The 23,460-nt window shown below is 45.5% G+C and carries 23 protein-coding genes and 2 tRNA genes; 7 read left to right on the top strand and 18 right to left on the bottom strand.

The genetic code is table 11. The features are described 5' to 3' along the window. The first annotated feature begins 160 nt into the window (after window positions 1-160). Entirely contained in the window at window positions 161-766 is a 606-nt protein-coding gene (locus ACXAD8_RS08755; RefSeq protein WP_475227361.1) for a peroxiredoxin, read from the top strand. Window positions 767-831: 65 nt separating this feature from the next. On the opposite strand, the gene rnt is transcribed toward ACXAD8_RS08755, so the two are convergent. Next, window positions 832-1,455: a ribonuclease T gene (rnt, locus tag ACXAD8_RS08750; RefSeq protein WP_475227359.1), complete on the bottom strand. Its 624-nt coding sequence runs from the start codon at window positions 1,453-1,455 to the stop codon at window positions 832-834. A gap of 294 nt (window positions 1,456-1,749) precedes the next feature. On the opposite strand from rnt, the gene ACXAD8_RS08745 reads away from it, so the two are divergent. Then, a complete protein-coding gene (locus ACXAD8_RS08745; RefSeq protein WP_475227356.1) occupies window positions 1,750-2,610 on the top strand; it encodes a flagellar protein MotY in 861 nt (286 codons plus the stop codon). A 166-nt stretch (window positions 2,611-2,776) separates the two neighbouring features. Here ACXAD8_RS08745 and ACXAD8_RS08740 read toward each other — a convergent pair whose 3' ends face one another. Beyond that, a complete protein-coding gene (locus tag ACXAD8_RS08740; protein ID WP_475227354.1) occupies window positions 2,777-4,075 on the bottom strand; it encodes a GntP family permease in 1,299 nt (432 codons plus the stop codon). A 144-nt stretch (window positions 4,076-4,219) separates the two neighbouring features. Next, window positions 4,220-4,732: a protein tyrosine phosphatase family protein gene (locus ACXAD8_RS08735; protein WP_475227352.1), complete on the bottom strand. Its 513-nt coding sequence runs from the start codon at window positions 4,730-4,732 to the stop codon at window positions 4,220-4,222. A 146-nt stretch (window positions 4,733-4,878) separates the two neighbouring features. On the opposite strand from ACXAD8_RS08735, the gene ACXAD8_RS08730 reads away from it, so the two are divergent. Further along, on the top strand, window positions 4,879-5,025 hold the full coding sequence (locus tag ACXAD8_RS08730; RefSeq protein ID WP_475227349.1) for a hypothetical protein: 147 nt from the start codon (window positions 4,879-4,881) through the stop codon (window positions 5,023-5,025). 39 nt (window positions 5,026-5,064) lie between these two features. Here the strand turns inward: ACXAD8_RS08730 and chrA are convergent, their stop codons facing one another. The 3 genes from chrA to gloA are packed head-to-tail and all read right to left on the bottom strand — an operon-like array spanning window position 5,065 to window position 7,642. Beyond that, window positions 5,065-6,213 carry a chromate efflux transporter gene (chrA, locus tag ACXAD8_RS08725; protein WP_475227347.1) on the bottom strand — a complete coding sequence of 383 codons (1,149 nt, stop codon included), beginning with the start codon at window positions 6,211-6,213 and terminating at the stop codon, window positions 5,065-5,067. Between the two features lie 4 nt (window positions 6,214-6,217). Then, window positions 6,218-7,210, bottom strand: coding sequence for a glycerophosphodiester phosphodiesterase (gene glpQ / locus ACXAD8_RS08720; protein WP_475227345.1), 993 nt, complete (start codon window positions 7,208-7,210; stop codon window positions 6,218-6,220). Between the two features lie 45 nt (window positions 7,211-7,255). Beyond that, window positions 7,256-7,642: a lactoylglutathione lyase gene (gloA, locus tag ACXAD8_RS08715; RefSeq protein ID WP_475227343.1), complete on the bottom strand. Its 387-nt coding sequence runs from the start codon at window positions 7,640-7,642 to the stop codon at window positions 7,256-7,258. Between the two features lie 363 nt (window positions 7,643-8,005). Here gloA and cspE point away from each other — a divergent pair, with 363 nt between their 5' ends. After that, window positions 8,006-8,218 carry a transcription antiterminator/RNA stability regulator CspE gene (cspE, locus tag ACXAD8_RS08710; RefSeq protein ID WP_475227341.1) on the top strand — a complete coding sequence of 71 codons (213 nt, stop codon included), beginning with the start codon at window positions 8,006-8,008 and terminating at the stop codon, window positions 8,216-8,218. A 341-nt stretch (window positions 8,219-8,559) separates the two neighbouring features. On the opposite strand, the gene nth is transcribed toward cspE, so the two are convergent. From nth to ACXAD8_RS08665, 9 genes are all read right to left on the bottom strand, one after another. After that, the gene (gene nth / locus ACXAD8_RS08705) at window positions 8,560-9,240 is read right to left on the bottom strand and encodes an endonuclease III (protein WP_475227339.1); all 681 of its coding nucleotides are present in this window, start codon (window positions 9,238-9,240) and stop codon (window positions 8,560-8,562) included. A 51-nt stretch (window positions 9,241-9,291) separates the two neighbouring features. Next, window positions 9,292-9,990 carry an electron transport complex subunit E gene (locus tag ACXAD8_RS08700; protein ID WP_475227337.1) on the bottom strand — a complete coding sequence of 233 codons (699 nt, stop codon included), beginning with the start codon at window positions 9,988-9,990 and terminating at the stop codon, window positions 9,292-9,294. Next, window positions 9,983-10,627 (bottom strand): electron transport complex subunit RsxG, encoded by a 645-nt coding sequence (gene rsxG / locus ACXAD8_RS08695; protein ID WP_475227335.1) that lies wholly within the window; start codon window positions 10,625-10,627, stop codon window positions 9,983-9,985. Before rsxG ends, ACXAD8_RS08700 begins: the two co-directional genes overlap by 8 nt. Continuing rightward, window positions 10,624-11,736 carry an electron transport complex subunit RsxD gene (rsxD, locus tag ACXAD8_RS08690; protein WP_475227333.1) on the bottom strand — a complete coding sequence of 371 codons (1,113 nt, stop codon included), beginning with the start codon at window positions 11,734-11,736 and terminating at the stop codon, window positions 10,624-10,626. The genes rsxG and rsxD overlap by 4 nt, the downstream gene beginning before the upstream one ends. Before the next feature lie 6 nt (window positions 11,737-11,742). Further along, on the bottom strand, window positions 11,743-13,941 hold the full coding sequence (gene rsxC / locus ACXAD8_RS08685) for an electron transport complex subunit RsxC (RefSeq protein ID WP_475227331.1): 2,199 nt from the start codon (window positions 13,939-13,941) through the stop codon (window positions 11,743-11,745). Between the two features lie 10 nt (window positions 13,942-13,951). Next, the gene (rsxB, locus tag ACXAD8_RS08680) at window positions 13,952-14,494 is read right to left on the bottom strand and encodes an electron transport complex subunit RsxB (protein WP_475227329.1); all 543 of its coding nucleotides are present in this window, start codon (window positions 14,492-14,494) and stop codon (window positions 13,952-13,954) included. Window positions 14,495-14,503: 9 nt separating this feature from the next. Beyond that, the gene (gene rsxA / locus ACXAD8_RS08675) at window positions 14,504-15,088 is read right to left on the bottom strand and encodes an electron transport complex subunit RsxA (RefSeq protein ID WP_475227326.1); all 585 of its coding nucleotides are present in this window, start codon (window positions 15,086-15,088) and stop codon (window positions 14,504-14,506) included. 163 nt (window positions 15,089-15,251) lie between these two features. After that, window positions 15,252-15,328, bottom strand: a tRNA-Asn gene (locus ACXAD8_RS08670). Window positions 15,329-15,360: 32 nt separating this feature from the next. Beyond that, a tRNA-Asn gene (locus tag ACXAD8_RS08665) sits at window positions 15,361-15,437 on the bottom strand. Window positions 15,438-16,726: 1,289 nt separating this feature from the next. Between ACXAD8_RS08665 and ACXAD8_RS08660 the strand changes: the two genes are divergently transcribed. The 3 genes from ACXAD8_RS08660 (at window position 16,727) to ACXAD8_RS08650 (ending at window position 21,161) form a co-directional block, all read left to right on the top strand. Continuing rightward, entirely contained in the window at window positions 16,727-18,052 is a 1,326-nt protein-coding gene (locus ACXAD8_RS08660) for an MATE family efflux transporter (RefSeq protein WP_475232920.1), read from the top strand. Continuing rightward, window positions 18,049-20,049: an excinuclease ABC subunit UvrB gene (uvrB, locus tag ACXAD8_RS08655; RefSeq protein WP_475227324.1), complete on the top strand. Its 2,001-nt coding sequence runs from the start codon at window positions 18,049-18,051 to the stop codon at window positions 20,047-20,049. The genes ACXAD8_RS08660 and uvrB overlap by 4 nt, the downstream gene beginning before the upstream one ends. 158 nt (window positions 20,050-20,207) lie before the next feature. Then, the gene (locus tag ACXAD8_RS08650) at window positions 20,208-21,161 is read left to right on the top strand and encodes a LysR family transcriptional regulator (RefSeq protein ID WP_475227321.1); all 954 of its coding nucleotides are present in this window, start codon (window positions 20,208-20,210) and stop codon (window positions 21,159-21,161) included. A 71-nt stretch (window positions 21,162-21,232) separates the two neighbouring features. On the opposite strand, the gene ACXAD8_RS08645 is transcribed toward ACXAD8_RS08650, so the two are convergent. From ACXAD8_RS08645 to queC, 3 genes are all read right to left on the bottom strand, one after another. Further along, complete coding sequence (locus ACXAD8_RS08645) at window positions 21,233-21,460, bottom strand: hypothetical protein (protein WP_475227318.1); 228 nt, start codon at window positions 21,458-21,460, stop codon at window positions 21,233-21,235. A gap of 232 nt (window positions 21,461-21,692) precedes the next feature. Beyond that, window positions 21,693-22,484, bottom strand: a complete 792-nt coding sequence (cysE, locus tag ACXAD8_RS08640) for a serine O-acetyltransferase (RefSeq protein ID WP_475232919.1) — start codon at window positions 22,482-22,484, stop codon at window positions 21,693-21,695. Window positions 22,485-22,667: 183 nt separating this feature from the next. Next, window positions 22,668-23,327 (bottom strand): 7-cyano-7-deazaguanine synthase QueC, encoded by a 660-nt coding sequence (gene queC / locus ACXAD8_RS08635; protein ID WP_475227316.1) that lies wholly within the window; start codon window positions 23,325-23,327, stop codon window positions 22,668-22,670. Between the last annotated feature and the right edge of the window lie 133 nt (window positions 23,328-23,460).

Raw genomic sequence — 23,460 nt, 5'->3', positions numbered from 1 at the left:
GGGCAATTTTTCAGCGAGCGATTAGAATATTTGAATCATTCGATTGAATTTATAGATTGGTTTTTACTGAACTGTCCTTATATCCTTGCCGTATTCGAATTTTATTCTCTACTGACTCTGGTCGGTAGGGAGATTAAGTTAACTATCATTGGAGAATATAATGAGTGTACTAGTAGGTCGTCCCGCTCCTGATTTCACTGCTGCAGCAGTACTGGGTAATGGTGAAATTGTTGACGAATTCAATCTTGCTGACGCTATCAAAGGCAAAGCAGCAGTTGTTTTCTTCTATCCATTAGACTTTACCTTTGTATGTCCTTCTGAGCTGATCGCTTTCGATCACCGTTACGAAGAGTTCCAAAAGCGTGGTGTTGAAGTGATCGGTGTTTCTATCGATTCACAATTCACTCACAACGCATGGCGTAACACTGCCGAGAAAGACGGCGGTATCGGTCCGGTTAAATACACCCTGGTAGCAGACGTTAAGCACGAAATTTGTCAGGCATACGACGTTGAGCACCCAGAAGCTGGTGTGGCTTTCCGTGGTTCTTTCCTGATTGACAAAGAAGGTGTGGTTCGTCACCAGGTTGTCAACGATCTGCCTCTGGGTCGTAACATCGACGAAATGCTGCGCATGGTTGATGCATTGAACTTCCACGAAGAGCACGGCGAAGTTTGCCCTGCTGGTTGGTCTGAAGGTAAAAAAGGTATGGACGCAAGCCCAGCTGGTGTTGCTGCTTACTTGTCTGAGAACGCTGAAGGTCTATAAGGCTCCGTTTTCCCGAATAGCGAAAACCCGGCATCTGCCGGGTTTTTTAATGATTGTTTAAAAGACTATAAGGGCCAGCCCCCCAGGTGCTTAACCCGGTTTACCAGTTTGCAAAACAATTGTGCGGTTTTCTCTGCATCGTATAAAGCGGAGTGAGCCTCGTCTTGATCAAAGGCAACCCCGGCTTGTTCACACGCTTTCACTAATACGGTTTGCCCGTAAATGAGTGCTGATAAGCTGGTGGTATCAAAAGAAACAAAGGGGTGGAACGGACTGCGTTTGATATTTTGTCGTTCTGTGGCGGCGTTTAAAAAGCTCATATCAAAAGCGGCATTGTGTGCCACCATCACGCAGCGCTGACAATCCGCCTCTTTTTGATGTTTGCGGATCTCTTTAAACATTTCTTTCAGCGCGAATTCTTCGGATACCGCACCGCGCAACGCACAGTGGGGGTCAATGCCGTTAAAATCCAGTGCAGACTTTTCCAGATTGGCGCCTTCGAATGGCTCAACGTGAAAGTGAATGGTTTTATCAATCGATAAGAACCCTTCATAATTCATTTTAAGCGTGACGGCAGCTATTTCTAAAAGTGCATCGGTTCGTGCGTTAAAACCCGCCGTTTCGATATCTACAACAACTGGAAAATAACCTCTAAAACGCTCGTTAATGGCGTGTCCATCATCCTGCATATAAATCCTAACTGAAACCTCAGGCTCAAAAACGCAGATTATTGCAGGCTTGGCATGACTTATCCATGATTAATCGAAGAGCGGCTTTTATTAGCTAACTTTTTGTGCAATCCATGCCATGCACTGATAAACTGAAAAGGCTTGCTGTTGAATTTCGGATTATGGCTGGCGTTAGCAGCATAAATGTTCAACCTTTTTTAATAATGGTCGATACAGGCATTGGAGAGGGCAGAAATTAACGATTTCTGTGTATGACTGTAATAAAAAGAAGACGAAGAAAGCGTAGAGGCAATAATGAAAAAGTTATTGGCACTGTTATTAATTACGCCATTACTGGCACAGGCCAGTTTACGGCAATATAAGGCTGATGTGGAAGAGTCTGTTTGGTTCAATAGCGAACCGAATCGTCTGCATTGTACCCTCAACCATCAAATCCCCGGTTACGGTACTGCGTCCTTTACCAGCTCAGCCAGCAAAATTCTGAATATGGAATTCAATCTGGACATGTTGCGACTGCCTAAGAATTATGGTGTAGCAGCGGTGTATTCTGTGCCGCCAAAGTGGATGCCCGGACTGATGCATAAAAATATTGCGGATATGACCATCAGAAAGCAATTCGATGGTGATTTACCGGAGCAGGCTGCCTGGACTATGTTGTCGGAACTGGAAAAGGGTTTTTGGCCAACCTTGTACTATCAGGATTGGTATAGTCAATATGATAAAGTCGCTGTCGCGCTGAATGCCAGCAACTTCCACGAACCCTATGAGCAATTCGTCAATTGCGTTTCCAATCTGTTGCCCTATAGCTTTGATGATATTAAATACACGGTACTGACCTACAAGTTTGGCGGTTCGGATTTAACCAAAGCCTCTAAACGCAAACTGGACATGATTGGCGCCTATCTACAGGAAGATCCCGATTTGGAATTGGTGTTGTTGAATGGTTACACCGATAGTTACGGTGGTAAATCCAAAAACAAAGAAGTGTCTGAAATGCGGGCCAATGCCATTAAGAGCTACTTTGTTAGTATGGGAGTCGATGGTGAACGAATTGATGTTACCGGTCATGGTGAACGACGCCATGCAGCCCCAAACACCACGTCTAATGCCAGAGCTAAAAACCGCCGAGTCGTGATACGGATGCAAAAAGCGTAAACATATCTTAAGTATGAGAAAGCCGCTGAACATAGCGGCTTTTTCATTTCCAGAGCATGGTAGTTCAAGGGGTCAGAGTTCTTGAAAGTCCAATTTACTCCTATGCAGAATCCTAAGCATCTGAATATATTGATAAAAGTGGTTTCAAGAACTCTGACCCCTTGAATTAGAATAGGGTAAACAGCAGTACTGCCAGCATTAAACCTACCATGGGGATTACCACTGTTAAGGCGGCCACTGGCCAGTAGGCTTGCTGGTGAGTTTCGTGACAGATGGCGCGAATAGTGGTTACGATATAGCCGTTATGGGGCAGGGTATCGATGGCACCTGAGGAGATGGATACTATGCGATGTAGTTGTTCCGGGTTAACGCCTTGCTCCAGATAATGTGGCCCTAAAAGGGGCATGGCGATGGCCTGACCGCCGGAGGCCGAACCGGTTAAACCGGCAATTACACTGACGGCAACTGCCGCACCTAACAATTCGTTGCCGGGTAAACTGGTCATCACCGCAACGGCGGATTCAAATGCCGGTGTAACTTTAGCGACAGAGCCAAATCCCACCACCGCGGCGGTATTACCGATGGCCAGTAATGCGCCTATGGTGCCCTGGTTCACAGCCGAAGAGATATCCTTAAAGCGTTTAAAGTTCAACAGCAAAATGGTTAACACACCGCCGCCTAAAGCGACTATCAGGGCCAGTTGTTGTAATGATTCATGAAAGGTGAAAGATAACCCCAGTACCACAAACAGCGGCAATAAGCTCAACCAGAAGTTGGGCAAGTCTTGCTGTTGTGACAAGTCCGGGTCGATATCACGGGCCTCAAAATGTTCACCATTGGCCACCGCTTTGGCAATCATGCGGTTTATCCACCAAAAGCCCCATACCGCCATAAACAAGGACACCACCAGGCTCACTTCCCAGGCGGCAAAGGGCGATGTGCCCAGATATTTAATGGGGATCCAGTTTTGAATTTCCGGAGAACCGGCGCTGGTCATGGTAAAAGTGACCGAACCAAACGCCAGTGCGGCGGGAATAAAACGTCTGGGCAAATTGGCATCTTTAAACAAGCTAAGCGCCATAGGATAAACAGAAAAGGCAACGACAAAAACACTGACACCGCCGTAAGTTAACACAGCGCAGGCCAGCACCACTGCGGCTACGGCATGCTTCTTACCCAATTTGCCAATGATGGTATGGGCGATGGCATCCGCGGCTCCGGTATCTTCCATAAATTTGCCAAACAAAGCACCTAATAAAAACATGAAAAACCAGGCGGCAACAAATCCAGAAAAGCCATTCATATAACTGCTGACAAAATTATTGTCACCCAGAAACACCGGTAAGCCCGAACACAGGGCCACTAATAAGGCACACAAAGGTGCGGCAATAAATAAGTTGAAACCGCGGATGGTCAGGAATATTAACAGCGCAAGCCCACCAAACAGGCCAATAAAACTCAGCATAGGGAATATCTATTGTTTTTCTTTTAGTGTGCGAAATTCAGCGGGGCTTGTCAGCCTCTGAGGTGGATTATTTTTACAATAAATTAACAGAGTAAAGTCTGGGGAAGTTTACAGCATGCAGACTTCCCCGATTTTTATGTGGTTTTACTGAGCTGTCATCAATTCTTCGACATAACTCTTTAAGGATGTCAGCCCGGCGTCTTCCCCTATTTTGATGGCTTCTTCTACTGACTTCCCTTCATTCCAGTAAGCATCCAAAGCAAACAGGGCACCGACGCGATTACCGCTGCCGCAATGTAAAAACACATTGCCCTGATGTTCGGTTAAGGCTGCTTTGAAGCGCTCTACATTCTCTCTGGTCAGGGCGCTTTTAGAATCAATTGGGATATGCAAATAATCCATGCCCAACTGCTCTACATAATCGGCCTCGTCAAAATCTGTAAATTCCCCGTCACCGCGAAAATTAATAACAGTGGTAATGCCTTGTAGGCTGAGATTATTCAGGTTTGTCTTATCAGGTTGCCCTCCGGTAAGTACATTATCGGGCAGCGTTTTCAGATTTTTTATCTCTGCCAGTGACGTTTCAGGGGTGGCTAAGACAGTAACATTGAGCAGCAATAAAACCAGTAGTGTCGACAACTTGGTGGAAAACTTCATGATATTGACCTTTCAACATGGATACCAGTCATGAGTGTAGACGAGCATTGAACGGCTTAACAACCGAAATTTTGCTCAAGTAATTTTGTGTTTCTGCCGATAGTTAAATCAAAGCAAGAACAATTCAAATCGGTTGAGAGGCAACAATGAATATCAGTAAGAAAAGTGCGCAAGGTCCATTAGACGTTTTTCGTAAGTTTATCTTTGTAGGTTGCAATTCTATTGGCTTTGGCGCGGCTGCCTATCTTATCTTCTTGGCATTTTTGACCATGCAAACCGGCGCTACTATTTGAAGGCCAGGGCTTGAGCCCTGACTACTATTTAACAATAAATCAGATAAACAATGCGCCAGTCAGGATATAAAAACTGACTAAAAGCAAAATGGGTACGCGCATGGTCTTTAATAACCAGAAACCCAATAACACTAAAATCATATCTACCGCGCCACTAACAGCACTGATAAACACCGGCTGATACAGAGCGCTGAGCAACAGCCCGGTAACACAGGCATTCACGCCTGAAACGGCACTTTGCAAACGAGAATTGGCTGCGAGGGATTGCCAGCTGTCTAACAGGGCAATTACCAAAAGAAATCCCGGTAGAAAAATCATTAAAGTGGCAATTAGTGCCGATAATATGGGCGCTGCTGGCAACCAGTGGTAACCCAGCCAGGTTGCCAGGGTAAACATGGGGCCGGGTACCGCTTGTGCCGCCGCATATCCGGATAAAAACACATCGTTACTGATGCTGTCGGCCAACATGTTTTGCAACATCGGCAGTACAACGTGTCCCCCACCAAATACCAAACTACCTGCGCTATAAAAATAGTTAGCCAGAGCCAACTCTGGCGCCAATTTAGCTAAAAAGGGGAGCGAGACTAGTAAAGCAAAAAACACCACCAGTGGTGTTATTCTGGGTTTGTTCAAGGTTGTTGTAACCACAGCTTGTTGCGGTTTGTTTGTTAACAATGCCAATCCAAGCAAGGCGCAGCATAAAAGCACTAACATTTGTATCAGTAATGATGGTAACAGGATGCACACACAGGCGGTTAGGATACAAACAGTCTGTGTGATTTTTCCTTGGCAAAAACTGCGAAACATACCCAAAGTGGCATCGGCTACAACCACAACAGCCAATAATTTTAATCCGTGAATAATGCCCTGATATATCGGCTCTGAGCTTAGTGCTGTACCAAAGCTGGCCAACAATATCATCAGAATAACTGACGGGCTGGTAAATGCCACAAAAGCACAAATCCCTCCCAATGTACCCGCCATGCGATAGCCAATGGCAAAACCGGTTTGACTGGAGCCGGGACCGGGTAAGAATTGCGACAGGGCGACTATTTGGGCGTACTCTTCATCTGTCAGCCAGCTCAAATCGTCTACAAAGCGTTTTTTGAAATAGCCGAGGTGGGCTGCCGGCCCGCCAAAACTGACACATCCCAGCATTAAAAATTGTTTGAAAATAGTGAGTAGCATAAGTTTATTGAGCTGTGCTGTCGTTTAAGTAGTTAATGACGGTATCTGGAAAGTCTGTAAAAACACCGTCCACCTTTGCCCGGTTAAATAAGGCGTTCAACAGAGCTTCTGCAGTAACATTGTCTGCCAATGCATCTTTTCGGAAAGTGTATGGATGCACTGATAATCCGGCTTTTTGTGCACTTTCAGCATAACCTGTGCTTTGGTAAGTATTATTTTTTAGGGTTAACACTTGCGGGATCCAGGGACCAATTCCATCTGCAAAGCTGGCGATGTCCGCTAATCCCTGTTCTGTTTTAAGGTAATCGTAATTGGTATCAGATTCTTGCCAGTCGTTCTCGCCAATCAACTGAATTAGCTTGGTTTTAAGTCCCAGTTTCTGACGCAACCGTTGGCTGTGTAGAAAATCAAAACACTGAATAAAAACGTTGGCGTTGCGCTTGTTCAGATTAAACGAATTGAGTTTAGCGACTAGTATTTGGGCGATATCTCTGCTTTGCTCAAAGTGCCACTGCGGCGCTTTTATTTCCATATACCAGCCGATGTTTTTTCCTGTTTGTCGGTTTAGTTGTTGAACCAGATTGATATGTTCATCCAGAGTGGCAATGCGGAAGTCTGTGCTTCCATTAAAACGCTGCGGGTAGACAGGTTTTTGCTGCGAATTCGTGCGCTCATGCACCAGCAACGATTTCAACTCCATGAGCGTAAAGTCGATGGCATAGTATCGTCCGTCTTTTCGCATTCTCTCCGGGAATTGCTCAGCGACATTTGTGGTGCTATCTATGTGAATATCGTGCAGCACAACCAGGTGTCCATCCTTGCTTAGTACCAGATCCTGCTCAATAAAATCAGCCCCTTGCATATAGGCCATAACCAGCGCTTCATTAGTGTGCTCAGGTAAATAGCCGGACGCACCACGGTGAGCAATCACCAGTGGTTTAGCTAAGCAAAATTGTGCCAGAAGGCTTAGTAAACCTATGAAGAACAGGTGTCGCATTTTCCGCTCCGATGGTGTTGCTGTGCAAGCGCTAGTGGATAATAGTCAGGTTTTTTCCTGAATCAACTCAATGGCATAACCATCGGGATCCCTGACAAAAGCTATTACAGTGCTGCCACCTTTGACCGGACCTGGTTCGCGATACACATCGCCGCCACGGGCTTTAATGTCATCACACAGGGCATAGATATCTTCCACGCCAAAGGCGACGTGCCCATAGGCATTGCCCATGTCATAGCTGTCGGTATCCCAGTTCCACGTCAGTTCCAACACGGCTTGTTCAGACTCAGCGGCATAGCCTACAAAAGCCAGTGTGTAACGGTAGTCCTGGTTATCGCTTTGGCGCAGTAGTTTCATGCCCATCACTTGAGTATAAAACTGGATGGACTTTTCAAGGTTAGCCACGCGCAACATGGTGTGTAACATTCTCATAGAAATTCCTTTGTATGCTAGACGTTTAATGGGCTCGGAATAGGTCCCCGAAAGCATAATGAAGCAATGCTGAGAATCAAGAGTTAATTGGCACTGAAACAATTCTTTCATAAATGGTGTTTTAATAACGAACAGGAATAGTTAAAAAATATTTATAACTAATTATCTAGACAAGGGTCAGTAAAGTCTGTATTGTGGCCGGGCTTTAGATTGTAAATCTTCACTACTACTGCGCTGTACCCTCTTTAATTTTCTTTTTAATCCGAAGGCTTTTATAGATATACATGCTTTATTAGCCGGATCGTTCTATCGCTTCATCGGTGTTTTTGCACCAAATAAATAAATTTTAAAAAGGTAATTATTATGTCTAATTCAGTAACTGGCGTAGTTAAATGGTTTAACGAAGATAAAGGCTTTGGCTTTTTAACACCAAGTGACGGTGGTAAGGACGTTTTCGTACATTTCCGCTCAATTGCTTCTGAAGGGTTTAAAACTCTGCTTGAAGGTCAGCGTGTTAAGTTTAATGTTGAGCAGGGACAAAAAGGTCCTCAAGCTACCAACGTTGTAGTTGATTAAACTGTTTCGTTAGCTCTTCTTTAGGCCGAAATCTTTTCGGCCTATTATCTCTTCTTAAATTCAATTCATCTTAGATACAGAGCGATATCACCATGTCAGCTCGGTATGTTATCGATTTTTATATCAGGAATTAATTAATGTCATTTTCTTATGAAGGCATGCATTTCAATGCTTGTCCACCCATTGCATCCATTTCAATAAATAAATGCAATGTTGCATTCACAGATCAGCAAACCCGGCAAAGACTGAGGTTTGAGAACAATTTACAAACAAAAATGTTCGTCAACTGGTTGTTGAGCCTGGCTAACCCCCAAAAGTAAAAGCACTCCTGTTACGCCACACTACTTCTTCTTTTTAGCCTTTTCCTTCAGCACCTCATTGATAAAACTCTTGCGTCCATACTGACGGGTGATGATGCACTTATCCAGATCAAACCCTCTTGCCGGACAATATTCACGGCCATAGTAAATAATCTGCAAATGCAGGTCGTTCCATTTTTCTTTGGGGAACAGGCGTTTTGCATCACGCTCAGTTTGTTCCACGCTTTTACCGTTGGATAAGCCCCAGCGGTACATGAGTCGATGAATGTGGGTATCCACAGGGAAGGCGGGGACGTTGAAGGCCTGTGCCATGACAACCGATGCGGTTTTATGGCCGACGCCGGGCATAGCTTCCAGCGCCTTAAAATCCTGCGGTACTTCGCCACCGTGAAGTTTGATGATCATATCAGACAGGTGCCAGATCCCCTTTGATTTCATGGGAGACAGGCCACAAGGCCTGATGATTTGCTGAATCTCTTCAATGCTCATTTTCACCATATCAAATGGGTTATCAGCTTTGGCAAACAACAGGGGGGTAATTTGGTTTACACGTTCATCCGTACATTGTGCAGACAATAAAACCGCCACCAATAGGGTGTAGGGGTCTTTGTGATCTAACGGAATGGGGACTTCGGGATACAGCTCATCCAGGATGTTGATGATTGCCTGTACTTTTTGCTGCTTTGATATAGGTGCACTCATGCTGCTCATTTTTTTAAGGTATCTTTTCCGTATTTTTTGATGCTATTTTGCTTAGCTTTCGCTGGTGACCCGGGCGCGAGACACCACTTTTTCTTGTTGCGCACCCATCACGGCATCTTCAACTCGTTGGTTGAGCACATTCTTCAGGGCAATCAATAATCCCATGCCTAAAAAGGCGCCGGGTGGCAATATGGCTAACAAAAACGGGCTGTCGGTTTCGAAAATCACCAGTTTCATGGATTTTGCCCAGTCACCCAGCAACAAGTGCATGCCATCAAACAGAGTGCCATTGCCCAATAACTCTCTCATGGCGCCCAAAAGCACTAAAACCAGCAGAAAACCCATACCCATAATAAAACCATCGTAGGCGGATTGTTTTAATGGGTTTTTTGAAGCGTAGGCCTCAGCACGGCCGATTATTGCGCAGTTGGTGACGATAAGCGGAATGAATATCCCCAGCGCCTGGTACAAACTGAAGGTGTAGGCGTTCATTAACAGCTCAACAATGGTTACGAAGGTGGCTATAACCAGCACAAAAACTGGTATGCGGATTTCGTTAGGAACCAGGTTGCGCACCAGTGAAACTGTACAGTTTGAACCTATCAATACCAGGGTGGTGGCTATGCCTAAACCCAGTGCATTAACTACCGAACTGGTTACTGCCAGCAAAGGGCACAGGCCTAACAACTGAACTAAAGCCGCGTTGTTTTTCCACAAGCCTTGCCAGGTTAACTGCTGATATTCAGTCATTGGCTGACTCCTTATTCTGAGGCTCACACTGATTGTCCATGGCAAAGATTGCCTGGTAATTGTCTTGCGCCCAACTGATGGTGTGTTTAACACCATTCACTACCGCACGAGGTGTGATGGTGGCTCCGGTAAACTGATCAAACTTACCACCGTCTTTTTTTACGGCCCAGTCTTCTCGTTGAGTTTGGTTTGCAGGCAATTGTTCAAAATTCAGGATCCAATCGCTGATGCGCAATTCTATTTTATCGCCCAGTCCTGGTGTTTCTTTGTGTTCAAGTACTCTGACCCCACCAATGGTCGTGTTGTCTATCAAAGACACCAGGTATTTGATATTACCGCTGTAACCTTGCGGTGTTACGGCTTCCAGCACCACACCGGAAGGTTCGCCCTGCAGATATCCGCGATAAACTTTATACTGAGTGGATTGTTCAGAATGCGACATAAATACACAGTTTTGTGTAATGTCGTTGTCCCAATATTGTTGTGGCAATACTGCGCGGATGGTGCTTTGTGCTTTATTTTGTACTTGTTGCTCAATAACCGGTGAGGTTACCCAATGGGTTAAGGCGATTAAAATGGTGGTGGCAAGCGTAAAGCCTCCGAGTATAGCGCCGTTTCTGGAGATACCCTGGATCATTTTTTATCTCCTTCAGGAGTGTTGACCCTGGCTTTTTTAGTCTGGCTATAGCCATAAGTTCTGGGGCGCGTGTAATAATCAATCACTGGCACACACATATTCATCAGCAACACAGAAAAGGCAATGGCATCAGGGTAGCCACCCCAGGTACGGATGATATAAACCAATAAGCCCACACCAAAGCCAAACAGAATACGGCCTTTGTTGCTGGTTGCCGCAGTAACCGGATCTGTGATGATGAAAAACGCGCCCAACATGGTGCCACCACTAAATAAGTGCAGTAGTGGGCTGACCTGAGTATCTGGCGAAATTAAATAGAATAGCAAAGCGGGCAAACCAATACCTGCCAACATGCCAACCGGCAGGTGCCAGTTGATCAGGTTAAATTGTAACAATAAAAAGCCGCCCACTAAGAAGGCGATATTGACCCAGAACCAACCTTTGCCAAAGCCTGCGGCCAGATTTCCTGATTCAATAAACAAGGGCGTCAGGGTAATTTCTGACAGGGTAAAGCCCTTGTTCAGTTGGTTTTTCATTTCATCCAGTGGCGTGGCCATGGTAAAGCCATCAATATTGGTGCGCAGTTGTAATACGCTGTAGCCTTCGGTTGTGTATCCGGTAAAGGTGATGGACATAGCATCCATCAGGTTGTGATTAATTTGAGAAAGCTCCATAACGGGAGCCCAAGCGGTCATTTGCACTGGAAAGGATATCAATAGCACAACGTATGCTGTCATCGCAGGATTAAACAGGTTAAATCCCAGCCCGCCATAGAGTTGTTTGGCGATGGCGATGGCAAAAAAAGCACCAATCACTGTCATCCACCAGGGAGCAAATGGCGGTATCGATATGCCCAATAACAAGGCGGTTACCAGAGCACTGGAGTCTTTGATGGCTAATTCAAAGTTCTTTCTGCGCAGCTCCAAAATTATCGCTTCGGTGATCACCGCAACAAGGCAAGCGATAGCAATATTTATCAGAGTGCCGAATCCGAAAAACCAGGTCTGGACGACAATACCTGGCACGGCAAATAGCATTACCAAACGCATAATTTCACTGGTTGTGCGCTTTTGCGTGAGGTGTGGGGAACTGGATAAGCTTAATTTCATCGGGGCTTAATCATCCTGTTCATTATTATTTTGAGATTGTTGTTCACGCGCAGCTCGCTTCGCTTTGGCTCTGGCAATGGCAGCCGCAACGCGATCTTGTTTGTCATTAGTACTTTCTTGGGGAGTAACCTGTGATTCAGACGACGGCTGCTGTGGAATTGTGCTATTAGTTTCGCCTTGCAATTCAAATTCAGGAGCCTCGGATTGTTCAGCTGCTGAACTGGATTGCAGAGCGGCTTTTTTCGCCTTTGCTCTGGCGATAGCAGCGGCTACCCTGGCTTTTTGCGGATCTTCTTCGGCATTTTCGCTTACCTGTGGTTTGGCGTCATCGTCAGATGCGGAGGATTCTTCTGCTTGCTGCGCTTTTTTGGCTTTTGCTCTGGCGATAGCAGCGGCTACCCTGGCTTTTTGCGGATCTTCTTCGGTATTTTCGCTTAACTGTGGTTTGGCGTCATCGTCAGTTGCTGAGGAGCCTTCTACTTGTTGTGCTTTTTTGGCTTTCGCACGGGCGATAGCTGCTGCTACTCGGGATTCTTGTTCAGACGATTTTGCCCCACTGTTTTGGGAGGCTGTTTCCTGGCTTTCTGCCTTTGGTTCTGTTTGATACTCTGTTTCTGCCTGGAGTTCAGCTTGTTGCGCTTTTTTAGCTTTAGCACGGGCTAATGCTGCGGCCACTCTGTCATTTGCAGCAGGCGCTGCGGGTTTGTCCTGTTTCTGCGCCGCCTGTTCCTGGCGTTTGGCGCGAGCCGCGGCGCTTTGTCGGGCTTTTTCTTCCCGCTCCAGCTTTTCTTTTTCCAGTCTGGCATTGCGCGCTTCAAATCGCTCTTTGGCCTTTGCTGCCTTAATGGCTTCTTCTTCCTGAATGCGAATGTCTGCCTTGGCGGTGCGGTAGTAGTGCACCAGCGGTATGTTACTGGGGCACACAAAAGCACAGGCGCCGCATTCTATGCAATCAAACAGGTTCAGCGCTTGTGCTTTGTCGTACTCTTTTGCTTTACCATGCCAGTACAATTGCTGGGGCAATAACCCCGCCGGACAGGCATCGGCACAAGCACCACATCTAATGCAGGGATGCTCGTCACCGGGGAAGGGCATTTCAGAGTCGGCAGGCACCAATATACAGTTGCTGGTTTTAACAATGGGAACCTGGTCTGAATGCAGGGTATAACCCATCATAGGCCCGCCCATAATCATCCGCTTTGCCTTCTGTTGCTGAGCCAGATAACCGCATTGTGCAATGGCATGAGCCACAGGTGTGCCTATTGGCAGCCAAACGTTTTGCGGTTTTTGTAGCGCTTCTCCGGTAACGGTGACAACTCTTTCCAGCAGTGGTTTACCACTAAAAACGGCATCAGCAATTGCGTAACAGGTACCCACATTATGCATGATGATCCCGATATCCACCGGTAATCCTCGACTGGGCACTTCTTTGCCTGTCAGCACCTGAATCAACTGCTTCTCGCCACCTGCCGGGTATTTGGTTTCAACTGCGCACAGGCTGTAGGATGGATTATCCTGAAAGGCAATCTCCATGGCCGCAAAGGCTTCCGGTTTGTTATCTTCTATCGCAATCAACACATGCTGAGGTTTTAAGATGTGGCTGAGTACATCGATACCTTGTCGAATTTGCCAGGCGTGTTCCCGCATTAGTCGGTCATCAGAGGTAATGTAGGGTTCGCACTCTACACCGTTGATGATCAAGAATTCGATATTGCGTCCGGAAGACAGCTTTATATGAGCGGGAAATCCGGCACCGCCCATGCCCGCGATACCGGCACTGCAGATTTCTTCCACCAGGCTGGCTCGGGGTAAAGACTGATAATCCGAAACTGGCTTCAAATCTACCCATTCTTCTTTACCGTCCGGCACTAAAACAATAGTTTTTTCAGGGATACCTGAGGGATGGTTAGAAACGTGTTGCGTGATATCTTCTATGGTTCCGGATGTCGGAGCGTGAACCGGCACAGACAGCGGATTCATGCTGTGGGTCAGTTGTTGTCCTTTTAATACACGGCTGCCAATCTCAACAGAAATACGGCCCGATACACCGACGTGCTGTTTAACCGGAATAAACAGTTTTTCGGCGAGTGGTAAGCGCTCTATTTCAGACTCATTGGATAACTCTTTTTTACCTGCCGGCTTAACGCCGCCGGGAAATTGCCAGAGTTGTCCTTTTTTAATTCTCTCAAGTATCTCGTTAAACATGACCAACCCTTCAACTCACTTGTTTGACCGGGATTTGGTCCAATTGCCAGCGCCAGTTCTTTTCGGTTTCTTTGACTGGCACCATGTCAATGCAATCAACAGGGCAGGGGGCAACACAGAGATCACAACCTGTGCATTCGTCGATGATGACTGTGTGCATTTGCCGCGTGGCACCGACGATGGCATCTACCGGGCAGGCCTGAATGCATTTAGTACAACCAATGCATTCATCTTCACGTATATAAGCAACCTTTTTGACGTCTTCCTCGCCATGAGCGGCGTCGAGCGGTTTGGCTTCAACGCCCATCAGGTCAGCCAGTTTTTTAATTGTGGCTTCGCCGCCCGGCGGGCATTTATTAATATCGTCGCCATTGGCAATGGCTTCTGCGTAAGGCTTGCAGCCGGGGTAACCACACTGACCGCATTGGGTTTGCGGTAGTATTTCGTCTATTTGATCCACAAGCGGGTCGCCTTCCACGCGAAAGCGAATGGCGGCATATCCCAGCAGGGCACCGAATAATAACGCCAGACCTGTAATTGCAATAAAACTCAAATCAACTCCCTAGGAAAACCTGACTAATCCGGAAAAGCCCATAAAGGCCAGGGACATTAATCCGGCAGTAATCATGGCAATAGCAGCACCTTTAAAAGGTACGGGTACATCGGCAACGGCTAAACGCTCACGCATGGCAGAAAATAAGATCAGCACGATAGAAAACCCCACCGCAGCCCCAAAGCCGTAGAGTACTGATTCAACAAAGTTGTGCTGTTCTTTAATGTTTAACAGCGCGACGCCTAGTACGGCGCAATTGGTGGTGATTAAAGGTAAAAAGATACCTAACAGGCGATAAAGCGTGGGGCTGGTTTTATTAACCACCATTTCAGTGAACTGCACCACAACCGCGATAACTAAAATAAAGCTAAGTGTGCGTAGATAGGTTAGCCCTAGTGGGAATAAAATATATTGTTCCACCAGATAGCTACAAACAGAGGCTAGGGTAAGCACGAAAGTGGTGGCCATGGACATGCCAATAGCGGTCTCCAGCTTACCGGAAACTCCCATAAATGGGCACAATCCCAGAAACTGAACCAATACAAAATTGTTCACTAACACTGTGCTTATCAGCAACAGCACAAACTCAGTCATAAGCGTTAACTATAGAATAAATGTCTGGCGAGCAGTCGCCGATTAAAATCGCCGCCTATTATCGTGTTTTATGGCCAGATAAACAACTTAAGAATCATAGGGTTAATATCTGCAAAAAGAGCAAATAAAAAGAGGAGGGAAAATATAGGTATTTATAAGAAGTTGGCTCCCCCTCCCCGACTCGAACGGGGGACCTGCGGATTAACAGTCCGTCGCTCTAACCAACTGAGCTAAGGGGGAACAGATATGCAGATTGTATTGCAAAGTTTTAGTGGCTCCCCCTCCCCGACTCGAACGGGGGACCTGCGGATTAACAGTCCGTCGCTCTAACCAACTGAGCTAAGGGGGAACGGTACTAAACTTTACTGTTGCTTGGGACGTAGTAGTGAAGGCTTCACAACCCGCCTCGTCACAACGGACGCGAATAATAAAGAGGTGGATGGGAGGTGTCAATATTATTACAGAATTATTTTTTCAATTGCTGATTAATTAAGCTTTTTACCCTTGTTTGCTAAGGAATTTGAAAATTCAGGGAGAGACTTCTATTGGAAGGGGATGGTTAAGTCTGGATTCTGAAATGATAATGGGGCATTGAGAGAGGGAATGCTGTAAACGCTTTCATATGAAAGCCTGATAATTGGTTGTTATTGCTGAGTCGTTTAACGTATGCCACAAAATACGATTATAAAAATGACAATTTTATGAAAAAAAGATCTATTAGATTAAAGGATACATGTCTAAATATACAGTTGTTAACATTTCGTTAACGAGAATCAGCGACACTTAACGTTAGTGTTAACTTACCTTTTTTTTACCCTGGATCTCGCCAGCTCACGTCTTTATTGGGCAATCCACAGTTATCCACTAAATCTGTGGATAACTATGTGAATTAAATTGGAACACATTGCCACAGCCCTCGACTTACCGTGTCAAGTCGAAACTTTTAAATTTCCATAAAAAGATATTAAGTGTAATAAAAACAATAGCTTAAGATGTTGTTAAGAAATGTTTCTAAGGCTGTGGTTGAAAATTGACCAGTGAAAAATAGCTTGTGTGTTGTTTTCCGAGTCAATAAAAAAATTTCAAAAAAAAAGGATTTTTCACTTGATTTTAGCTTTCAAATGAAGTCTCGATTATTCACTGAGCATTTGGACTAAAATCTAATCCGGAGTGATGAAACTATCTACAACTGATATGTTGATGAGTTATGTGACAGTTCTTTGACATCACTCGAATAAATATTGACGCTATTTTAAAATATTATTTTTTAAACGAAATATTCTGATTTTGAATACAGATTGAGCATTTCGATAAAACCGTTTTTTTTCGCTCGCATCTTATGCGTTTACATTTTTCCTCTGCGTCTAACAGGTCTGATGGGGAGGTGAAAACTACGAAATTAGTTACAAACTAAACCTAACTCTTCGTAGCCTAATTTGAGTGCATAAAGTAAACTTAACGATTCAAAATTATATGGAACGCGCTTTTCCATAACTTCGGGTTTGCTCTGTCTTTTTTAATCGTCCGCGATAAGCCCGTAAATCCTAGCTTTTATCAAAATACGAGAACCATATAGTGTCTAAAGCTTCCCAGGCCCCTAACTTATTACAGGGTGATATCAAACAAACCCTTAAGTCGATGACCGTACCCGTAATCTACGGCATGATTTTATTAATGACCTTTGGCTTGGTGGATACCTTTTTTGTCAGCTTATTAGGCACAGAGCAATTAGCGGCCATCAGTTTTACCTTTCCGGTAACTTTTACTGTGATCAGTTTAAATATCGGCTTAGGAATTGGCACCTCCGCCACTATCGCAAAATTAATGGGAGCAGGGGATAAAACTACCGCTCATGGTGCCGGCACTGGTGCGCTGGTGCTGTCCTTTATTATGGCCTCGGTGTTGGCATTGTTTGGCTTATTTACTATTGAGCCTATCTTTACTTTGCTGGGGGCTTCAGAAGCTGAAATGCCCTATATCAAAGACTATATGTTGCTCTGGTACGGAGCCGGAATCTTTTTAGCTTTGCCTATGGTGGGCAATGCCGTATTGCGAGCCAACGGCGACACCAAAACTCCCAGTATGATTATGGCGCTGGGCGGAGCGATCAATGCCTTGTTAGATCCCTTATTTATATTTGGCTTCGGGCCTGTTCCTGCTATGGGAATTCAGGGCGCGGCCTTGGCTACCTTGATCGCCTGGGCTGTAGGAAGTGCACAAATCATTTATTTGTTAGTTAAGCGTGATTTAATTATTCCTCGTATGCTGACTATTAAAGAACTCAGAGAATACAGCCGCAATATTTTGAAAATTGGCGTACCTGCTGCCGGAGCCAACATGCTTACGCCGATTGCAAATGGTGTGATGACCGCTATTGTCGCTGGCTTTGGTTCCGCCGCAGTTGCCTCCTGGGGCGTGGGTGGCCGTATAGAATCCATCGCCAGTATTGTCATATTGGCCTTATCAATGACCTTACCACCCTTTATCAGTCAGAATTACGGGGCATCGCGTATTCAACGGGTTAAAGATGCCTATTTATCGTGTCTGAAGTTTGTTCTGTTTTGGCAATTTGCAGTGTTTTTGGTGATGTGGTTATTGGCACCATTTATCGCACGTATCTTTGCTCAGGAGCAGGAAGTGGTAGACCTTATCCAATTGTTTTTGATGATAGTGCCTATTGGGTATGGTTTGCAGGGGATTATTATTCTTACTAACTCTTCGTTTAATGCTATGCATAAACCCATGAGCGCATTATTACTAAGCGTGATCAGATTATTTGTGTTCTTCGTACCCATTTCCTGGCTGGGCAGTCTGTTGTATCAGTTAGAAGGCATGTTCTGGATGGGCATTGTGGCTAATCTACTGACAGCTTCTGTCGCATTTATGTGGTTTAAAAGGCTACTGGATGAAGAAATGAACGCATTGATCGTGAACGAACAAAATAATACTGAAGCAATATCATGAGCAGAGGATTCGAACTTAAATCAAAGTATCAACCGGCCGGTGACCAACCGCAAGCTATAGAAGCGCTGGTGGAGGGGCTGGGATATGGTCTGGCCCACCAAACCTTGTTAGGGGTGACGGGGTCAGGTAAAACCTTCACCATGGCCAATATCATTAACGAAGTGCAAAGACCCACCTTGATACTGGCCCACAACAAGACGCTGGCGGCACAACTCTATGGCGAAATGAAGGAGTTTTTCCCCAATAATGCCGTGGAGTACTTTGTCTCCTATTACGATTATTATCAGCCAGAGGCTTACGTTCCCACCACAGACACCTTTATAGAGAAAGACGCTTCGATTAACGATCATATCGAGCAGATGCGCTTGTCGGCCACTAAAGCGCTGATGGAGCGACGGGACGTTGTTATTGTTTCCAGTGTGTCTGCAATTTACGGTTTGGGCGATCCTGAGTCCTATATGAAAATGTTGCTGCATTTGCGACAGGGCGACATTATGGATCAACGGGATATCCTGCGCCGACTGGCTGAATTGCAATACAAACGCAACGATGTCAATTTTGAGCGGGGCACCTTCCGGGTGCGGGGTGACGTTATTGATATTTTTCCCGCGGATTCGGAAAAACAAGGGGTTCGGGTTGAATTGTTTGATGAGGAAATCGAGCGTATTCAGCTGTTTGATCCGCTAACCGGGGCGATTGAAAAGCAGGTGGCCAGAGCCACTGTATTCCCTAAAACGCACTATGTTACTCCCAGAGAAAAGATCCTCTCGGCCATTGACCGCATCAAAGAAGAACTTAAAGATCGCCAGGTGCAACTCAAAGAAGTCAATAAACTTATCGAAGAGCAGCGCATTACCCAGCGTACCCAGTTCGATATCGAAATGATGACCGAATTGGGATACTGCTCTGGTATCGAAAACTACAGCCGTTATTTATCCGGCAGAGCGCCGGGTGAGCCACCACCAACGCTGATCGATTACTTTCCGGCGGACGGTTTGATGTTTATCGATGAATCCCATGTGACTGTGTCACAGATTGGGGCCATGTACAAAGGTGACAGATCTCGAAAAGAAACCCTGGTGGAGTATGGTTTCAGATTACCCTCAGCGCTGGATAACAGACCATTAAAATTTGAAGAGTTCGAAACCCTGTCCCCGCAGACCATCTATGTTTCTGCGACACCGGGTAAATACGAACTGGAAAGATCCGCTGGTGATGTGGTTGAACAAGTGGTCAGGCCCACCGGTCTGGTGGATCCGCAATTGGAGATTCGCCCTGTAGGTACGCAGGTAGATGATTTACTGTCGGAGATTCACAAACGTGTGAAAGTGCATGAGCGGGTGCTGGTAACCACGCTTACCAAGCGTATGGCGGAAGACCTGAGTGATTATCTCAATGAGCATCAGGTGAAGGTACGCTACCTGCACTCGGATATAGATACGGTTGAGCGCATGGAGATCATTCGCGACTTGCGATTAGGTAAATTCGATGTGCTGGTGGGTATTAACCTGTTACGAGAAGGTCTGGACATGCCAGAAGTGAGTCTGGTGGCCATTCTGGATGCTGATAAGGAAGGCTTTTTACGTTCTGATCGTTCATTGATCCAAACCATCGGACGTGCAGCCAGAAATATCAATGGTAAAGCAATTTTGTACGCCGATTCCATCACTGGCTCCATGCAACGGGCGATAGACGAAACCAATCGCCGTCGGGAAAAACAAGAAGCCTATAACCGCGAACATGGCATCACACCGCAACCGCTGCACAAACCGGTTACTGATGTTATGGATATGGGCAGTGATTCCGACGGGCAAGAGCGATTGCTGGCAGCAGAGCCAGGAGCCGAGTACAAACTGGACGCTAAGTCATTGATGGCTGAAATTGCCAAATTGGAAAAACAAATGTTCGAATATGCGCAAAATCTGGAGTTTGAACAAGCTGCCTCAGTACGAGATCAGGTGGAAGCCTTGCGCGCTAAAGTGGTGGAAACCTCTTAGCGTGTAAGCTCAAATCCTGCACTTTTAGCCTAAATAATCTGCATTTTTAATGAATTTGTAGTGCTGTTTCACAATTTCCGGCTGTGAGCAGGGCGTAAACTAATTATCTGCATTAGTATTAAATTAAATACGTTAAAGTGAATGCAGTGGTGAGTTTTATGCTAAATCGTCTACAGGAATCCGATATAAAGTTGTTAAGAGTGTTTTTTGCCGTCGCTTCGTGTAACGGATTTACCGCCGCAGAGCCAGTGTTACGTATGCAAAGACCTAACATTAGTGCCGCGATTAAAAAACTGGAAGAGCGACTGGATCTGATCTTGTGTCAACGGGGCCGTGGCGGATTTCAGCTCACCAAAGAAGGTGAAGTGGTTTATCAGGAAACCAAACGCATATTTAATACCTTTGATAATTTTGTATTTAACCTGAAGAGTTTGCACGATGACTATTCAGGACATATCACTCTGGTGGTGCAGTCGTCTTTATCTGCCAGCATTATGGCTGCAGTGGCAAAAGCAGTAAAAAGCACCATGAAGAAGTTTGACGATATTCACGTCAATATTCAAACCCGTCAGTATCAGGAAATCGAGCATGTGGCATTGTCTGGTGAGTGTCACCTGGTATTGTCCTGCTACGACCTGGTTAAACCCGAATCTGTTAATTTCAGCCCGATTGATGCGGCAGTCAGTGGCAAACTTTACTGTGCTAAAAGTCATATTTTGGCAAAGGTAGAGGATCTTAAAGCGGTTAATCTGGAGGAGTTTCCCGCGGTTGGTATGTCGGGATTATCGTCCGGGAACTATGTTCGAGACGGTAAGCGACTGTCGGTAAAAACCTGGTCCGATTGTTGGGAATCTTGTCGCTCGGCCATTATGACTGGTGAGTATATCGGTTTGTTACCGGATTATCTGGTGACCGCAGAAATGGCTGAGTTTATTGTTCCCGTTGCTGGTGAACAGTTCAATTTTGAACATCAACTGTACGTGCTAAACGGCAAAAACGTCAGATTAAATCCGGTCTTAAAGCACTGTATTAAAGAATTAACCTGGTTTATTGAGCAGGCGGGTGAGGGAGTGAAACCCCATCCAAAGCCCAGTCTGGCAGCAGTGAGTTAGCTGCCAGGTAAAATGGTATAAATAAAAACTCAACGGGCTTTGGTATCAAAGCCCATACGCTTTTCTATTCTTTAATGTAGTAAGCGCTCATCAAAACTACTGATCTCACAGAAGTCTTCCAATATTTCTTCGATAATTTTTCCGTCCAGTTTGGGTAAACCAGCAAGGGCGGCCAGAATCAGATCTTGCACATCGTAGGGAAGGTGGGTTTGCTCCATAAAAAGGTGGGCTTTTATGGCATCGTTGGCAGACAGAAACTTACATAATTCAACGGCTTGTGCTGTTATCACCGGGTTCATAGACCTCTCCCATAAGCGTTAATGGTTAAATCTGGTGCAGCGCGTTATTCCGTTGAGTGATTTGTTTTTATTTATGTATTTTAAAATAACTATAACTCAGTTCTTAATTTCTCCATAATTCAAATTTTTTTCAGAAACGCGGCAAAATGCAGATTGTGGCTATAAGCTTTTTGCAACGGATACAAAAAAGCCGCTGTTGAGAGCGGCTTGCTGCTTATAACTGGTCATTGACTCAGGGCTTGTCGTCGGCTAAGACGTTTTGTTCCATAGTGTCGCAGGGTTTACTGCAACAGGGACGACCCACAACGGTAGCCGGAACACCTACCACCGTAACATGGGGCGGAACGTGATTTAATACCACACTACCGGCACCCACTTTTGAGCCGGTACCCACTTCGATATTGCCCAGAATTTTAGCGCCAGCGCCTATCATCACGCCTTCGCGAATTTTAGGGTGACGATCGCCTGCCATTTTACCGGTACCGCCTAAAGTCACGGATTGCAGTATCGACACATTATCTTCAATCACGGTAGTTTCACCGATAACAATACCGGTGGCGTGATCAAACATCACCCCTTTGCCTATTTTGGCCGCTGGATGAATGTCTACGCCGAACGCTTCACTGTTGCGGCTTTGCAGAAACAGCGCCAGGTCTTTGCGATTGCGCTGCCATAAGTGGTGCGCCAAACGGTGTACCTGGATAGCCTGATAGCCTTTAAAATGGATCAGTACCATCAAATAAGAGTGAACCGCCGGATCCCTGTCGAAGCTGGCTTTGATGTCTTCTATCCCGGAGCCGATAATATTGGCATCGGCTTCATAAGCGTCCATGAAAACATCACGGATAGCCAGGGCGGGCATCACTTCATCTGCTAATTTGTTAGACAGAATAAAGCTCAAAGCAGATTCAAAGTTTCTATGATTGAGAATACAGGCATGAGCATAGCTGGCCAGCAGTGGCTCAGAGGTAACCACGCGTAAAGCGTCTTCTTGTAGTCGTTGCCAAAAACTTTCTTTAATCATAGTGACTTTTTGTAGTGTGCTTTGCATCCTTCCATCCTGATAATGATTTTTTACTGATAGCAAATCAATATGCTTCCACATGTTATCGTATCAGGACCTGTAAGAATCGCTTTTTATTCACTCTGTATATAATTAATTGCTATTAGTCAGATGTCTGCTTTATTAAACGGACACTTCTCCAGCTTAGACTTCATAAGGCAGAGGGTCTGTGCAGCCGTTCTTTTCGAAAGCTTCCAGCCGCTCCTGACAAGCACCACATTTACCGCAGGCCTTTTCCCGACCATTGTAGCAGGTCCATGTCAGACTATAGTCCAGTCCCATTTTTAAGCCATCGGTTAAGATATCTATTTTGCTAACTTGCAAATAGGGGGAGTAGATTTCCACCGGCTGATAGTTAGCGATAGCGCTGACATCATTCATTTTTTGCACAAACTCGGGGCGGCAATCGGGGTAAATCGCGTGATCTCCGGAATGAGCGCCGTAATAGACCTTATCCGCTTCCAGTGAAACCGCGTAACCCACTGCCATAGATAACAAAATCATGTTGCGGTTTGGCACCACGGTTTGTTTCATGCTTTCTTCTTCGTAGTGGCCTTCTGGCACCTCGATATCGCTGGTGAGAGAAGAGCCGCCAATCAACTGATTGATAGCGGAGATGTCCACGATTTTATGCTTTACATTCAACTGTTTACACACATTGGCGGCGTAATCCAGCTCCTTTTTGTGACGCTGTCCGTAATCAAAGGATAGTGGAAAAACTTCATAACCATCTTTAATCGCTTTGTGCAGCACGGTAAATGAATCCATGCCGCCAGAATAAATCACCACAACTTTTTGTGTCATATGCCACTATTCTCTATAATCTTGTCAGTAATGACGGCGATTCTAGAGAATTCTTCGATAAACGCAATTGCTGTCCGGATATCTCAGCAACTAAGGCCACCAGTTTGAATTCACAAGCGACATCTTCACAGCG

The sequence above is a fragment of the Planctobacterium sp. AWH2_060 genome, from assembly GCF_056158425.1.
This window is presented reverse-complemented; position numbering and strand designations above follow the sequence as displayed.

What these genes read in the sequence shown, in the direction of transcription:
- gloA (WP_475227343.1), bottom strand. Translation starts at nt 7,642, where the DNA reads ATGAGAATGTTACACACCATGTTGCGCGTGGCTAACCTTGAAAAGTCC.
- ACXAD8_RS08700 (WP_475227337.1), bottom strand. Translation starts at nt 9,990, where the DNA reads ATGACTGAATATCAGCAGTTAACCTGGCAAGGCTTGTGGAAAAACAAC.
- rsxC (WP_475227331.1), bottom strand. Translation starts at nt 13,941, where the DNA reads ATGTTTAACGAGATACTTGAGAGAATTAAAAAAGGACAACTCTGGCAA.
- glpQ (WP_475227345.1), bottom strand. Translation starts at nt 7,210, where the DNA reads ATGCGACACCTGTTCTTCATAGGTTTACTAAGCCTTCTGGCACAATTT.
- rsxG (WP_475227335.1), bottom strand. Translation starts at nt 10,627, where the DNA reads ATGATCCAGGGTATCTCCAGAAACGGCGCTATACTCGGAGGCTTTACG.
- rsxA (WP_475227326.1), bottom strand. Translation starts at nt 15,088, where the DNA reads ATGACTGAGTTTGTGCTGTTGCTGATAAGCACAGTGTTAGTGAACAAT.
- rnt (WP_475227359.1), bottom strand. Translation starts at nt 1,455, where the DNA reads ATGCAGGATGATGGACACGCCATTAACGAGCGTTTTAGAGGTTATTTT.
- ACXAD8_RS08730 (WP_475227349.1), top strand. Translation starts at nt 4,879, where the DNA reads ATGAATATCAGTAAGAAAAGTGCGCAAGGTCCATTAGACGTTTTTCGT.
- ACXAD8_RS08660 (WP_475232920.1), top strand. Translation starts at nt 16,727, where the DNA reads ATGACCGTACCCGTAATCTACGGCATGATTTTATTAATGACCTTTGGC.
- queC (WP_475227316.1), bottom strand. Translation starts at nt 23,327, where the DNA reads ATGACACAAAAAGTTGTGGTGATTTATTCTGGCGGCATGGATTCATTT.
- nth (WP_475227339.1), bottom strand. Translation starts at nt 9,240, where the DNA reads ATGAGTGCACCTATATCAAAGCAGCAAAAAGTACAGGCAATCATCAAC.
- chrA (WP_475227347.1), bottom strand. Translation starts at nt 6,213, where the DNA reads ATGCTACTCACTATTTTCAAACAATTTTTAATGCTGGGATGTGTCAGT.
- ACXAD8_RS08645 (WP_475227318.1), bottom strand. Translation starts at nt 21,460, where the DNA reads ATGAACCCGGTGATAACAGCACAAGCCGTTGAATTATGTAAGTTTCTG.
- ACXAD8_RS08650 (WP_475227321.1), top strand. Translation starts at nt 20,208, where the DNA reads ATGCTAAATCGTCTACAGGAATCCGATATAAAGTTGTTAAGAGTGTTT.
- rsxD (WP_475227333.1), bottom strand. Translation starts at nt 11,736, where the DNA reads ATGAAATTAAGCTTATCCAGTTCCCCACACCTCACGCAAAAGCGCACA.
- cspE (WP_475227341.1), top strand. Translation starts at nt 8,006, where the DNA reads ATGTCTAATTCAGTAACTGGCGTAGTTAAATGGTTTAACGAAGATAAA.
- ACXAD8_RS08755 (WP_475227361.1), top strand. Translation starts at nt 161, where the DNA reads ATGAGTGTACTAGTAGGTCGTCCCGCTCCTGATTTCACTGCTGCAGCA.
- ACXAD8_RS08745 (WP_475227356.1), top strand. Translation starts at nt 1,750, where the DNA reads ATGAAAAAGTTATTGGCACTGTTATTAATTACGCCATTACTGGCACAG.
- cysE (WP_475232919.1), bottom strand. Translation starts at nt 22,484, where the DNA reads ATGATTAAAGAAAGTTTTTGGCAACGACTACAAGAAGACGCTTTACGC.
- ACXAD8_RS08735 (WP_475227352.1), bottom strand. Translation starts at nt 4,732, where the DNA reads ATGAAGTTTTCCACCAAGTTGTCGACACTACTGGTTTTATTGCTGCTC.
- uvrB (WP_475227324.1), top strand. Translation starts at nt 18,049, where the DNA reads ATGAGCAGAGGATTCGAACTTAAATCAAAGTATCAACCGGCCGGTGAC.
- ACXAD8_RS08740 (WP_475227354.1), bottom strand. Translation starts at nt 4,075, where the DNA reads ATGCTGAGTTTTATTGGCCTGTTTGGTGGGCTTGCGCTGTTAATATTC.